Annotated in this window: 12 protein-coding genes; 10 read left to right on the top strand and 2 right to left on the bottom strand. The window is 36.1% G+C overall.

Features of this window, described 5'->3' with window-relative positions; genetic code table 11:
- Nucleotides 1–40: 40 nt before the first annotated feature.
- The 6 genes from elrR to elrE all read left to right on the top strand — a co-directional run bounded on the left by elrR (nt 41) and on the right by elrE (nt 6,379).
- A complete protein-coding gene (gene elrR, locus IGJ03_RS09925) occupies nt 41–946 on the top strand; it encodes an Rgg family transcriptional regulator ElrR (RefSeq protein WP_002389794.1) in 906 nt (301 codons plus the stop codon).
- Nucleotides 947–1,135: 189 nt separating this feature from the next.
- A complete protein-coding gene (gene elrA, locus IGJ03_RS09920; protein WP_282897075.1) occupies nt 1,136–3,307 on the top strand; it encodes an enterococcal leucine-rich protein ElrA in 2,172 nt (723 codons plus the stop codon).
- Nucleotides 3,308–3,310: 3 nt separating this feature from the next.
- Nucleotides 3,311–3,679: an LPXTG anchor domain-containing protein ElrB gene (gene elrB, locus IGJ03_RS09915; RefSeq protein ID WP_002384096.1), complete on the top strand. Its 369-nt coding sequence runs from the start codon at nt 3,311–3,313 to the stop codon at nt 3,677–3,679.
- A gap of 1 nt (nt 3,680) precedes the next feature.
- Nucleotides 3,681–4,463, top strand: coding sequence for a WxL domain-containing protein ElrC (gene elrC, locus IGJ03_RS09910; protein WP_429861506.1), 783 nt, complete (start codon nt 3,681–3,683; stop codon nt 4,461–4,463).
- A gap of 39 nt (nt 4,464–4,502) precedes the next feature.
- Nucleotides 4,503–5,279: a WxL domain-containing protein ElrD gene (gene elrD, locus IGJ03_RS09905; protein ID WP_002362542.1), complete on the top strand. Its 777-nt coding sequence runs from the start codon at nt 4,503–4,505 to the stop codon at nt 5,277–5,279.
- 74 nt (nt 5,280–5,353) lie between these two features.
- Nucleotides 5,354–6,379, top strand: coding sequence for a transmembrane protein ElrE (elrE, locus tag IGJ03_RS09900; RefSeq protein WP_010815254.1), 1,026 nt, complete (start codon nt 5,354–5,356; stop codon nt 6,377–6,379).
- Between the two features lie 36 nt (nt 6,380–6,415).
- Here elrE and IGJ03_RS09895 read toward each other — a convergent pair whose 3' ends face one another.
- On the bottom strand, nt 6,416–7,129 hold the full coding sequence (locus IGJ03_RS09895) for an HAD family hydrolase (RefSeq protein ID WP_002356474.1): 714 nt from the start codon (nt 7,127–7,129) through the stop codon (nt 6,416–6,418).
- Between the two features lie 327 nt (nt 7,130–7,456).
- On the opposite strand from IGJ03_RS09895, the gene IGJ03_RS09890 reads away from it, so the two are divergent.
- Nucleotides 7,457–9,172, top strand: a complete 1,716-nt coding sequence (locus tag IGJ03_RS09890; protein WP_002384099.1) for an ABC transporter ATP-binding protein — start codon at nt 7,457–7,459, stop codon at nt 9,170–9,172.
- A gap of 43 nt (nt 9,173–9,215) precedes the next feature.
- Here IGJ03_RS09890 and trpS read toward each other — a convergent pair whose 3' ends face one another.
- Nucleotides 9,216–10,226: a tryptophan--tRNA ligase gene (gene trpS / locus IGJ03_RS09885; RefSeq protein WP_002359559.1), complete on the bottom strand. Its 1,011-nt coding sequence runs from the start codon at nt 10,224–10,226 to the stop codon at nt 9,216–9,218.
- Between the two features lie 359 nt (nt 10,227–10,585).
- Between trpS and spxA the strand changes: the two genes are divergently transcribed.
- The 3 genes from spxA (at nt 10,586) to IGJ03_RS09870 (ending at nt 13,256) form a co-directional block, all read left to right on the top strand.
- A complete protein-coding gene (gene spxA, locus IGJ03_RS09880) occupies nt 10,586–10,984 on the top strand; it encodes a transcriptional regulator SpxA (RefSeq protein WP_002356477.1) in 399 nt (132 codons plus the stop codon).
- Between the two features lie 342 nt (nt 10,985–11,326).
- Nucleotides 11,327–11,989 carry an adaptor protein MecA gene (locus IGJ03_RS09875; RefSeq protein ID WP_002356478.1) on the top strand — a complete coding sequence of 221 codons (663 nt, stop codon included), beginning with the start codon at nt 11,327–11,329 and terminating at the stop codon, nt 11,987–11,989.
- 88 nt (nt 11,990–12,077) lie between these two features.
- Nucleotides 12,078–13,256 carry a competence protein CoiA gene (locus IGJ03_RS09870; protein ID WP_002384101.1) on the top strand — a complete coding sequence of 393 codons (1,179 nt, stop codon included), beginning with the start codon at nt 12,078–12,080 and terminating at the stop codon, nt 13,254–13,256.
- The last annotated feature ends 36 nt before the right edge of the window (nt 13,257–13,292 follow it).

The raw sequence follows: 13,292 nt of genomic DNA, 5'->3' as shown, positions 1-13,292 counted from the left end.
AAAGAGAAATGGAGTAATTCGTTTGAAACAAAAAGAATATATGGAATATCGGCCGCTAGGTGAAGAAATTGAACGGATTCGTAAAGGGAAAAATATTCCTCTGCGTGTCTTTGATGAAAATGGTGTTTCTAGTCGAAGTTATCAACGCTTTGTCCAAGGAAATAGTGAATTGCGTATTTCGGATTTAGCCATTATTGTCGAAATCTTGTCTATTTCGCCGATGGAAATGACAGAAAAATTAACGCCAATGTCCAAAACAGTTTTAGCTAAGGAGCAGTTTAATCAAGCAATCTTTAGTAAAAATTTTCAAGAAAGTAGTCGAATCGTTGCAGATTATCGGGCGTATTATGATAAATCGTCTTTTGCTTTAGGAAAGCAAGAAGTAATGTATTCGATGTTGGCGTTGGAATATCTTTTTAACCCTCAAACGGTTGTGACAAAAGAGGAAATTATTGCATTAGAAAATCAGATTCTGGAACGATTAATTAATGCCGATGTGTATACTATTTTTAATTTGAAATTTTTAGCATTACAAAAAAACGTTGGCTTGCAGCCGTTTCCAACTTCGTTACTTTTTCGTGTACTACAATCTGTCAATGAGCGGGAAATTATTGATATTCGCTCACTAGAAATTATCGAGCAAGTAATTATTGATTTTTTATTTGCGGCGATTGTCAGCCAAAATGTTCCCCATATTCTTCATGTATTAAGCATGTTTAAAGAATATGAAGTGGGTGAAAATAACTGGCGAATGATCCTCTGGAAAAAAATAGCAGAAAAAATAGAAATGATTTTAACCAATGAAGAAATATTCGCAGATTGGGCAATCTTTAAAGAACAAATCCTTTTATCTATCACATTGTTTTTACCAAAAGCCAAACAAGAATTTTTTGCTGGGCAATTGGAAAAAATAGAGGATAGTTTAAAAGAAATAAAAGAAAATTAGGCATAATTGAGAATTTGTCATAATAAATTCTGGTTGTGTTTAGCGACAAAGAGCGCCAAATAGGGGTAGAAAACCCTATTTGGCGCTCTTTGTCTTGTCTATACAAATTAATTTGGACAGTTTGTCGTAATTGAACCCATTTTCAGTTGATATTCACTATAATTAAGAAAATATCAGGAGGTGAAGTTTATGAAAAAAATGTGCATCTCCGCAGTTAGTGCCTTACTTTTGGGTAATAGTTTGCTACTTCCTGTAACAACTTTCGCCGAAACGACCGAAACAATCGCATCCTCCAGTGAAGAAAATGTTTCATCTGTTTCAGAAGAAAAGATTCCAGAAACTTCATCAGCAGAAGAGCAAAATTCAGCAACCAGTAGTTCGGAGATTCCCCAATCAGAAGAGTTAACGACTGTTGAAACAAGTGAAGAGCCGCCAAATGAAGCACTAGCGATAACGGAAGCACAACTGATGATGCCCCAATTATACGCAGGTGCTGTCTTAGATAAAGCGACGCCTATCAGTACACTATTTCCTGATCCAGCCTTTGCGGAAAATATCAGAAAACAGTTAAGCAAATCTCGGACCTCTAATACTGTCACCCAAGCAGAATTGGATAAACTGAATAAAGTTATTTTAGAAAATGTCGTTGTTTCTAATGTGGAAGGAGTTCAATACCTAAGAAACTTAGAAGAATTATCTTTTCAAGATTCGCTCAATGTAACAGATTTGAGTCCTTTTGCTAAAGGTGAATTTAAGCTATTACGTTTTTTATATATGAGAAATAATAAAATAGCTGATCTTAGTCCGTTAGGTCAAGCAGGATTAATTAGTTTAGAAGGCTTGTATGTTGAGAACAATCAATTAACGACATTAAATGGACTTGAAGGAATGGCTGCTTTAAAAAATTTAAGTATCCAAAATACGACAGATCATCCGTCAAAAATCACGCCGAATAATCGAGTGACTTCCTTCGACCCGCTTCGTTCTCTTCGTAATTTAGAAACCATTTGGGCTGCCAATAATCAGATTGCTACTTTAGATGGGCTTACGGAAGCAAATAACCTACTCCGTCTTTATGTGGAAAATAATCAATTAAAAACAATTGCGCCCTTGGCGAATAAACCACGTCTAGAAGAGTTGAGTATTATGAATCAAACGATTACTAGTCTGGAAGCTTTAAGCACTGTTCCTAATCTGCGTGTACTGTATGCAAGAAACAATCAAATTTCTTCCTTGGCACCGTTAGAGAAAACACTCAATCTAACAGTTTTAGATGTGGGAGAAAATCAAATTTCAGATATCAGTCCGTTAAAAGGTTTAACGGCCATTACAGGGCTAGATGTATCTAATCAAATGATTATCTTATCTTCTGTCGATTATATTGCTGGGAAACCACTGCAATTAAAAAATAAGGTGGTATCTCGTGATGGTCAACTATTTCCACCGCTGACGATTAGCCCTTATGGAAGTTACGATGCCACAAAAGGACTGTTTGAATGGAATTTACCCAAAGCTCATGAAGGCGTTTCTTATATCTGGGAATCAACAGATAAAGCATACTTAGGGAACTTTTCTGGAACAGTCGTCCAACCTGTCAAAGAAGTTTTCTTAAGTGAAACGAAACTATCTTGGTCAAAAGAGCGTATAGAAAAGTCGATGGAAAAAACAATCGATATTGATGACTTTCAAAAAACAGCCCTGCCTTTTTATTGGCAAGATGTCGATGCTGGGAATAGATTACAATTTATTGTCAAAAAAGAGGGCCAAGAAATCCAGAAATTAGCAGATGAAACAACCACTAATTCTAAAACATTTAAGGAAAAAGCCTTGTTATTACCAGAACTAACTTATGGAAAACAGCAGTTGGTCGTGGAAGTCTATGATAAAGGCTACAAGATTGATGAATTAGCGCTAACAGTCACTGTGGTTGGCTCTGTCAGGTTCAAAACGGTACCCACAGCGATTTCCTTTGGGAATGAGCTGCAAATCGCTAGTAGCACGACCCAATATCCAATTGTTTCCATGGATCAACCATTAGTGATACGAGATACTCGTCAAACGGGGAATAATTGGTCGCTTGCACTAACCGTTACTTCTGATTTCAAATCTGAATCAGGTGCTACGTTGCCGAATATTTTAAAATTTAGAACCAACCATCGCTTACAGGACATTCCAGAAGGCCAATCGATTCTTGTTCACAACCAAGTCAATGGACATCAAGAAACAAATATTTCTGATCAATGGAAAGAAAATGACCAAGAGTTGTTATTATCTGTTCCTGGAGGGACGGCCAAAGCAGAAGAATACGAAGCAAAACTAACTTGGCACTTGATGGACGTACCTGATGGCAGTGCAAAATAGGGGGTGAGTCTTATCAAAAAAATAGTTAGCGGTGTATTGCTATTAGGATTGATTTCATCAGTTGATGTATTTGCTGAAACAAATGCCTATCCGACAAATGCAGAAGTTTCTTTTTATGGCGAGTATGAGCCACCAGCCAACAAAGAAAAACCAGATGGTAAGATACCACAGCGTTTCCCCAAGCAGTCGGAAGCAATCCCAGCAATGAGTGGAGAATCATTGAAGCATTCAACAAGTAAAACGGTTGATCAAAAAGGCTCAGGATTCTTACCTCGAACTGGTACTAAACAGCAACAAATGTTTAATTATCTCGGAATAATAGTCATCTTTATGGCTAGTTTTATTTTAAAAAAAAGAAAGAAGGAACAATAAAATGAAAAAAATTATCTTATCAACAATCCCCGCTATCACTTTAGGCGTGGCTATTGCACCAGAAGTGAATGCAGAAGAAAAAAACTATGAATCAAATGCTATCGTTGAATTTACTCCGGATGCCTCTATCAACAAACCTGTCGATCCAGTGAATCCAGATACCGAAAAACCTGTTGAACCCTTTGATCCAACGATACCAGACACAGGCAATAAGCCAAATGAAGGAACAACTGGTCCACTAAGTATCGATTATGCTTCTAGTCTAGACTTTGGCAAAAATAAAATTTCAAATAAAGATGAAAAATATTATGCAAATCCACAATACTTTTTCTTGGCAGACGGTTCTGGTCCTGATTTGACTAATCCTAAACCAAATTATGTACAAATTTCCGACAAACGCGGAACGAATGCCGGTTGGGCCTTAACAGTTAAACAAGAAACACAATTAACAGCGACAAAAGAAACATTAAATAAAGTTTTAGACGGTTCAGAAATTAAATTAAGTCAAAACAAAGCAGTGTCTAATTCCAAAGCAGTCACACCAACTGCGCATGAAGTAACTTTAGTAGCTGGCGATTCATCAAATGTGATGTCTGCCGCTGAAGGTCAAGGTTCTGGAACTTGGCTTAGTGCGTTCGGTGGGATTGAAAAAGTGGAAGTTGACGGTGAAAGCGTAGATAAAAATACAGCGATCACATTAACTGTACCAGGAGCAACACCAAAAGATGCTGTTCAATACAAAACTGTTTTAACATGGACAATCGCTGATTTACCAAGCGTATAATTATTGAAACTATAACAATAGAAGAGAAGGAGCACTAACATGAAAAAAATGACCATCGCAAGCAGCTTAATTTTAGCAACCATCGCGGTAGGCACACTACCAGTTCAAGCAGAGGAAGTGGCTAATCGCGACACAGATGCTATTGTAAAATTTAAAGCACCAGATGAAAAAGATCCTAACAGCAAAAATCCTGTAGTGGATCCAGAAGACAAAGACGGCAAAGATCCTGTGACACCTATCGACCCAGTAAATCCTGACAAACCAGTTGATGAAGGTTCTACAGGTCCCTTAACCTTGGACTATGCTTCAAGTTTAAACTTTGGTGAAAATATCATCAGCACAAAAGATGAAATCTATTTTGCATCAGCACAAGTTTTAAAAGATAAAAATAATGTTGAAAAAACGGGTCCATTATTTGCTCAAATTACAGATAATCGTGGAACTTTAGAAGGCTGGACTTTATCTGCAAAACAAAATTCTGCATTTACTTCTGCTACAAAAGGTCAGACACTTGAAGGAACTGAAATTGTCTTTCAAAATGCTTCAGCTGTGACAGCAGGACAAAGTGCTGCACCAACAAGTTTAGCGAGCGTAACTTTTGGTACAGTGGGTGAAAGTCATAACGTGATGGTAGCCGCAACAGATCAAGGTGCTGGGAAATGGTCATACTTATACGGCAATGCTAGTTCAATTGCTGAAGTTGACGGCCGTCAAGTAATGAAAGATGTTCAATTAAAAGTGCCAGGTAAATCAGTTAAATTAAACGATGCCTACAAAACAACAATTACTTGGACATTAGCTAATACGCCAGTATAAAAAGAACCTTTTTGGAGAAAGGAAGAGGGGAACTCAGCCTTTCTCCTTTACATAGAAATGGAGTGTAGAGCGAAATGAAAAATAGATATTTTATTCTGATGATCCTAAGTTTTTATTTCTTTGCTTTTGGGATTGAAACCTCAGCAGCAGAATTACGATTTAGTGTTGAAACAGAAATTCCAGAAAACCAAATAGATAAAACAAAAACATATTTTGATTTAATGATGAAACCAGACCAAGAACAAATTTTGAAAGTTCGAGCGGCCAATAGTACAGATGAAAATTTAGTGATTGATGTTAGTGTGAAGTCGGCCACAACAAACAGCAACGGAGTGATTGAATATGGTGAGTCGTTGACAGCATTAGATAAATCTGCACCAGCAGATTTATCAGAAATCATTCAACTGAAAGACGGCGGTGAGAGTGTTGAATTGCCTGCTAAAAGTGAAAAATTAGTTGAACTACGAGTGAAGATGCCTAAAGAAGAGTTTTCAGGGCAACTAGCGGGCGGGATCACGTTTAGTGAAAAAGTCGATGAAACGAAAGACAAGCAAAAAGAAAATACAAACGGCTTAGCAATTGAAAATCGCTATGCCTATACAGTAGCTGTTTTACTTCGAGAAAATGAAACAGTTGTGCAACCTGAATTGTCTTTAGAGAAAGTTGAACCGACGCAAAGAAATGCGCGCAGTGTTATTTCTGCAACACTACTAAACCATGAAGCAGCCTATCTTCAATCAATGAAAGTAACGGCAAATGTTAAAAATAAGAAAACAAGTAACGTTATTTTAGAGAAAGAACAAGAAGATATGCAAATGGCGCCCAATTCAATTTTTAATTTCCCTATTCCTTATGAAGAAAATGAAATGGAAGCTGGGACGTATGTATTGGCAATGACTGTGGAAGGCTCAGGAAAAAAATGGCAATTTACGAAAGAATTTACGATCTCAAAAGAAGAAGCAAAAACATTTAATGAGAAAGATGTAACCGTCAAAAAAACGGAATCTAAACTTATTTATCTCTTAATCGGTTTATTGCTCCTTTTACTGATAATCTGCCTGTTCATCATTTTACGTCTGAAAAAACAAAAAAATAAATAAAAAAAAGCCGCTCTTCAAATTGAAGAACGGCTTTTTTTAAAGATTAAATAATTTCTCCACAGTCGGACAAAGTTCGGTGAAACAAGTGACTTCTGCAAGGTGTGATGCAGGTTGGCAACTTGGTAGTTCACGAGAGCGGTGGTTAAACCAAAGAGAATGCCAGCCACCATTACGTGCGCCTACAATATCATTGTCATAACTATCACCAACATATAAAGTATGTTCAGGTTCCATACAAAATTGATTACAGGCTAAATCAAAAATTTCCTTTTCAGGTTTTTGAAAACCCGTACTTTGAGAAATAATGATATTTTGGCTTGGAACCCATTTTTCAAGATTCAATTGTTTAACTTTTTTAAATTGATGGTCTGTTGGACCATTTGTAATAATCCCCATCGGAATTTCTTTCTCTTGTAAAGTATCAAGAAGCTTAGTAACTTCTGGATGCATCGTAATATTATCCAATTCTTCTTCATAAACTTGTTGGAAAATTTTTCCTTCTTCTTGTGAAATTCCTGGATAGTTTAGATCCTTTAATGTTTCATTCATCCGGAAAAACCGCATGAAATCTAGGGACCATTCATTGGCTAAAACTTTCGGAAACGTTTCATCGCTGTGGTGTCTAAAACGAAGATACAATTCATGCATATCCTCTGTCGCAACGTTTGGGAAAATTTTAGTCATCGCATTTCGAAAGGGTTGTTGCTGATCGTACAGCGTGTCATCAACATCAAAAACAATGGTTCTCATTTAACAAGTGCACCTCTTAACTTTTTTACAAAACTTTTCATATGTTATATTGTAGCCGATATTTTCACAAATAAATAGAGTATTTTTCACTGTATTTCAAGGTTTTGTACAGAAATCAAAGCCTTGCGGGGAAAGACAATTATAGTTATTTTTACCGAAAAAATGGAAACGATAAATGAAAAAATATTCTGATAATGAAAAGTTTGTGAAAATGATTTTGAGTCAAAGTTACTTAAATAACACGTGTTCTGATAGAAGTTAGAATTTTGCAAGAGACAGTCTTTTTCCGTATAATGAATGAGAATGAAGGGGGAGAGTTAGGGAGTTATGTTAAAGCGTTTTTTTGGGTATTATCGGCCGTATCGTCGATTATTTATTTTGGATTTTGGGTGTGCCGTTTTTGCGGGGCTGTTAGAGTTGGCTTTTCCAGTAGCAGTCAACCAAGTAATTGATAAGATTATGCCAAAAGGAGATTTTCGCCTCATTGCATTAGCTAGTGCGGGCTTATTTGCATTTTATATAATCAATACGTTTTTACAATTTATTGTGGTTTATTTTGGTCATATGTTAGGCGTGAATATTGAAACAGATATGCGTGAAGAATTATATCAACATCTGCAAAAACAACCGTTTGAGTATTATGATAATCAAAAAACAGGGAAATTAATGAGCCGTTTGACCACTGATCTTTTTGAAATTTCAGAAGTGGCGCATCATGGTCCAGAAGACGTCTTTATTACGATTATGACGTTAGCAGGTTCTTTTTTATTAATGTTAACCATTCACGTGAAATTAGCCATCGCTACGTTTATTTTATTGCCATTTATCACGATTGCGCTAGGTTATTTTAATAAGAAAATGACAAAAGCGAATACGGATATTTACGATAATTTAGGTGAATTTAATGCTGGGATTGAAGCGTCAGTAAGTGGGATACGTGTCACGCAATCTTTTGCAAATGAACCATTTGAACGAAAACAGTTTAATTATTTAAATCAAATGTATCGAAAATCGAAATTATATTTTTATAAGGTGATGGGTGTCAGTTCCGCCTATAATTACTTATTAATTCGTCTGATAAATTTATTTTCATTAATTTTTGGTGCGTATTATACAATTAAAGGAGAAATTACAGAAGGACAGTTTGTAGGATTTATTTTATTAGCCAATATTTTTATTCGGCCGATTGAAAAAGTCAACAATATGATTGAAAGCTATCCCAAAGGATTTGCTGGCTTTAAACGTTTTACGGAAGAAATGGACAAACAACCGTCCATCAAAGATTTGCCAGGAGCTGTTGCTGTTCCGCATTTAGAAGGAACGATTGCCTATAAAGATGTTTCATTTGCTTATGAAGATGGCACAAAAGTTTTAGACCATATCAATTTAAAAATTCAACCTGGTGAAACCGTTGCTTTCGTTGGCCAAAGTGGTTCAGGAAAAACGACCTTGTGCAATCTGTTGCCTCGTTTTTATGAAGTCAGTAGTGGTGAAATTACGATTGACGGTAGAAATATCCAGAAAATGACCTTGGCTTCATTACGTAAGCAGATTGGAATTGTTCAACAAGATGTGTTTTTATTCCCTGGAACATTACGAGAAAATATTGCTTATGGGAATTTAAATGCTACAGAAATAGACATTCAACAAGCGGTGAAATTAGCACATTTAGAACATGTAATTCAGCTAATGCCAGATGGCTTGGACACAATTATTGGCGAACGTGGCGTGAAATTATCGGGCGGTCAAAAGCAGCGAGTGGCAATTGCGCGAATGTTCTTGAAGAACCCGCCGATTTTAATTCTAGATGAAGCGACTTCTGCATTAGATACAGAAACAGAGCAAGTGATTCAAGAGTCATTAAACTCGTTAGCTGACGGGCGAACAACATTAATTATTGCCCACAGACTGGCAACGATTAAACATGCTGATCGAATAATCGTAGTGAGTGACCAAGGAATTTTAGAAGATGGGACACATGAAACTTTGTACGCGCAAAGAGGCCACTATCGTCGACTGTACGATGCTCAATTTAGAACATAAAAAAACCCGCGAATAAAACTTCGCGGTTTTTTATTATGTTTAGTTAGCGTCGAACTTTTCTTCCCAAACCAACAGCATTTTTCATTCGTTGAAGTGTTTTGTTGGCTACCTGGCGAGCGTTTTCTGCACCCTCATCTAAAATCATATCTAATTCTTCTGAAGCTAGAAGCTCTTGGTAGCGCACTTGAATAGGTTCTAATAAGGCAACTACTGCTTCTGCTAAATCTGCTTTGAAGTCTCCATAGCCTTTGCCTTCGTAAGCTTGAACAAGTTCCTCAACAGTTTGACCTGTCGCAGCAGAATAAATATTTAGTAAGTTAGTAATGCCAGGCTTTTCTTCTTTATTATATTCAATTACACCAGTTGAATCAGTTACAGCAGAGCGGATTTTTTTGCGAATCACTGCTGGCTCATCAAGCATTGAAATAAAGCCCTTCACATTTGTATCAGACTTACTCATCTTTTTCGTTGGTTCTTGTAAGCTCATAATTCGACTACCTTGCTCAGCGATTTTTACTTCAGGCATCGTTAAAATTTCTTGATTTTTTTGGGCATAACGTTTATTGAAGCGTTCCACAAAATCACGTGTTAATTCTAAATGTTGTTTTTGATCATCTCCGACTGGCACTAAGTCAGCGTTGTACAACACGATATCACCAACCATTAACGGAGGGTATGTTAAAAGACCAGCGCTTACGCCAGCACGACCATTTTTTTGTGATTTATCTTTAAATTGTGTCATTCGCTCTAACTCACCAATAGAAGTATTGCACTGAATGATCCAACCAGCTTCTGCATGCGCACTCACTTCAGACTGTATGAAAATTGTTGCTTTTTGTGGGTCTAAACCAACCGCTAGGTAAAGAGCTGCTAAGCTACGAATTTGTTGGCGTAGCTTTTGCGGTTCTTGGGGAACGGTAATGGCATGTTCATCCACAATACAAAAATAACAATTGTATTCATTTTGTAATTCGATAAATTGTTTCATTGCACCAATGTAATTTCCGATTGTCGGAGTACCACTGGGCTGAATACCAGAAAAAATTGTTTTCATTAAATAACCACCTGACTTTAGACTTAAGATAGTGAATAGTTCTATTATACATTTTATTAGAAAAAAATACATGGGAACTTCTTGAAAAATCACCAAGAGAAGTAAATTATAACAGCGACCATAAAAATAGAAAACTGTATTACTTTTTTACAGAATCATAACGAATATCCATAAAATTTCATAAAAATTAACCCTAATTTTACACGGATGTAATGAAGGAAAAATAAACAAAGTTAATAAAAAATGTTTAAAAACCCCTAGTATTTTTATTAGAAATTAGGTATACTGGTTTTAAATAGAGGAACAGTACAGTTCCCTGTTTCAGAAACGCGATGATTCGCGAAAAGGAGTGATGCACAATGTTGACACTTTATACTTCCCCGAGTTGCACGTCATGTCGTAAGGCTAGAGCCTGGTTGCAAGAGCACGAAATTCCTTTTAAAGAAAGAAATATTTTTTCTGAACCTTTAAATATTGAGGAATTAAAAGCAATTTTAATCATGACAGAAGATGGAACAGAAGAGATTATCTCTACTCGCTCTAAAGTTTTCCAAAAATTAAATATGGATTTGGACGAGCTTCCACTTCAAGATTTATTAGAGTTGGTTCAAGAAAACCCTGGATTGTTGCGTCGGCCAATTATGATTGATGAGAAAAGATTACAAGTCGGTTTTAACGAAGATGAAATTCGTCGATTCTTACCAAGAGATGTTCGACAACTGGAATTGCGCCAAGCACAATTAATGGCAGGTTTATAAAAAATATAAAATTTTGTTCTTTATTTGTTAATTGTAATAAAGAACGATTCATATGAATTTAGGGCCAGGGATTTTTATCTCTGGCTTTTTAATACATATTTAGAACTTGTATTCATTTGATTTGGCAGAACGTGGTCAAGGAAAAATAGTATCTTTTTTGGAGAGACTGCGTTAAGATGAAGAGGTAGAAGGAGCGAAAAACCAATCGTTAAAAAAGTTCAAAGTTTATAAAACGTTCGCTAGTTTTCTAGGATTTACAGACTTTCCACTTTACTTTTGTGTAGTTTTCGCTACAATGAACGTAAGAAGTTTCCTGATTGAAGCAAAGAGAGGTGTAGCGCTATGGAAATGGAACATATTAATGAAAATACGATTCGTGTGTTAATTGGCAACGAAGACCTGGCGGATAGAGGGATTACTTTTCTTGACTTACTAGGAAACCACAAAGATGTTGAAAATTTCTTTTATAGTATTTTAGAAGAAGTTGATGTCGAAGATGAATTCCAAGGCAGTGAAGCAGTCACTTTCCAAGTCTTGCCTAAAAATGATGGTTTAGAACTGTTTATTAGTAAAAATGTCGCTATGGACGACTTGTCTTCCTTAGAAGGTCTGAGCGAAGTCAATGCAGATGTTAGCGAATTAATTCGCAAACAAATTGAAGCAGACAAAGCAGCCGCCGATGAACTTGATGAGATGGAAGCCACAGATGAAACAAACAGAAATGTAATCTTTGAATTAGATAATTTTGAAGCGATGATCCAATTATCCAAAGAAGTCTTCATGCAATCTGTTTTGACTAACTTATACACGTACAACGATCGTTATTACTTACAAGTTTTGTTCTTAACCGATGAATTAGAAAAAACAAATGTTGACAATGAAATTGCACAGATTTTAGAATTTGCTCATAAAACAACTGTCACTCAGGATACTTTAGTCGAATATGGCACTTGTATTATGGAACGCAGTGCGTTGGAATTAACACGTTATTACTTTAATGATTAAGCAAAAAAGCAAAAACTTTCGAGTTTTTGCTTTTTTTTTGATGAAAATTAAGAAACTTTGCGTAGTTTATTTATGAGAGGTGAAAATCATGTTAACAGCTTTAACGGCAGACAACCAAGAATTATTTTCTTTAATCGATTGCTCGATTGATGAATTAACACAGATACGAAGCGAACAAGCTTTTGTGTGTCCAATGTGTCATCAATCGGTCATTTTGAAGGCAGGCCCCATTAAAATACCCCATTTTGCTCATCGTAAAAAGAATAGTTGTTGGTACGAAGCAGAAGCTGAAACAGAAGAACACCTCCGCTTGAAGCAGCTTTTTGCGGAAAAGTGTTTACGCGAAAAGCTGTCCTTTCAAGTTGAGGCATACTTACCCAACTTGAAGCAACGCCCAGATTTACTCATTGGCAAGATAGCCATTGAAATTCAATGTAGTCCATTGCCAATTAAACGTTTGGTGGAACGGACGGAGACTTATCAAGCTCATGGCTATCAAGTTGTTTGGATTTTAGGTGAACGATTAGTGCCTAAAGACAAGCTCACGCAATTAACGAAACAATTTCTTTACTTTTCGGAGTCCTTGGGGTTTTATTTATGGACGGCCAATAAGAAACAAGAACGAATAGAATTACTTTGTCATATTGAAGAGAGTCAATGTCAACAATTTTATAGAAGAAAACAATCATGGGATTTTTACGAAAAAAAATTACTAGAAATCTTCCGACTACCGACCGCTAATTTAAATTTACTGCCAGATAGACGGCATACTGGTCAATTGATGCATGATTATTATCAAAAATTGACGCAACAACTTGGTTACAGAAATGCTCAGTTGCTTAGAACACAAAGCTTTTTATATACGAAAGGTTGTCACCTTCTCCAGTTACCTCCTTGGTTTTACTATCCTGGATTGAAGCTATTACCTTCTTCTGAAGAAGATATTCATTTAAAAATGCTTGTTTGGGAAGCACTAAAAACCAAAGAAGGGCGTTTAGTGACCAAACAGGAACTATGGCGTATCTTGGAAGCTATTTTTTTGGAAGAAGGGAACTTTGTTTGGCAGCCACTGCCGAATATTGGCTTAAAAAAGCTTTTTAAAATTGTGGGAAATAACTTACTGAGATGGTTACAAGAATGTTATGTGTTAATTAAAGTAAACAATAAGTACCTAATAACTAGTATTTTCCTAAGAGAAGATCCTGAAAAGCTCATTCATTGGCTAAAAAAAGTGAAAAAACAACATTTTTTTAGTCACACGTGTTAAATTATGATAGTATAATGAGTAAAACGTTTCTTAAAG

Origin of the sequence: Enterococcus sp. DIV1315a (genome assembly GCF_051712325.1) — a bacterium.
Classification (GTDB): Bacteria; Bacillota; Bacilli; order Lactobacillales; family Enterococcaceae; genus Enterococcus; species Enterococcus faecalis.
This window is presented reverse-complemented; position numbering and strand designations above follow the sequence as displayed.

Excerpts from the sequence above, each read along its gene's own strand:
- spxA (WP_002356477.1), top strand. The coding sequence starts at position 10,586 with ATGTTGACACTTTATACTTCCCCGAGTTGCACGTCATGTCGTAAGGCT.
- IGJ03_RS09890 (WP_002384099.1), top strand. The coding sequence starts at position 7,457 with ATGTTAAAGCGTTTTTTTGGGTATTATCGGCCGTATCGTCGATTATTT.
- elrE (WP_010815254.1), top strand. The coding sequence starts at position 5,354 with ATGAAAAATAGATATTTTATTCTGATGATCCTAAGTTTTTATTTCTTT.
- elrC (WP_429861506.1), top strand. The coding sequence starts at position 3,681 with ATGAAAAAAATTATCTTATCAACAATCCCCGCTATCACTTTAGGCGTG.
- elrA (WP_282897075.1), top strand. The coding sequence starts at position 1,136 with ATGAAAAAAATGTGCATCTCCGCAGTTAGTGCCTTACTTTTGGGTAAT.
- elrR (WP_002389794.1), top strand. The coding sequence starts at position 41 with ATGGAATATCGGCCGCTAGGTGAAGAAATTGAACGGATTCGTAAAGGG.
- elrD (WP_002362542.1), top strand. The coding sequence starts at position 4,503 with ATGAAAAAAATGACCATCGCAAGCAGCTTAATTTTAGCAACCATCGCG.
- IGJ03_RS09870 (WP_002384101.1), top strand. The coding sequence starts at position 12,078 with ATGTTAACAGCTTTAACGGCAGACAACCAAGAATTATTTTCTTTAATC.
- IGJ03_RS09895 (WP_002356474.1), bottom strand. The coding sequence starts at position 7,129 with ATGAGAACCATTGTTTTTGATGTTGATGACACGCTGTACGATCAGCAA.
- trpS (WP_002359559.1), bottom strand. The coding sequence starts at position 10,226 with ATGAAAACAATTTTTTCTGGTATTCAGCCCAGTGGTACTCCGACAATC.
- IGJ03_RS09875 (WP_002356478.1), top strand. The coding sequence starts at position 11,327 with ATGGAAATGGAACATATTAATGAAAATACGATTCGTGTGTTAATTGGC.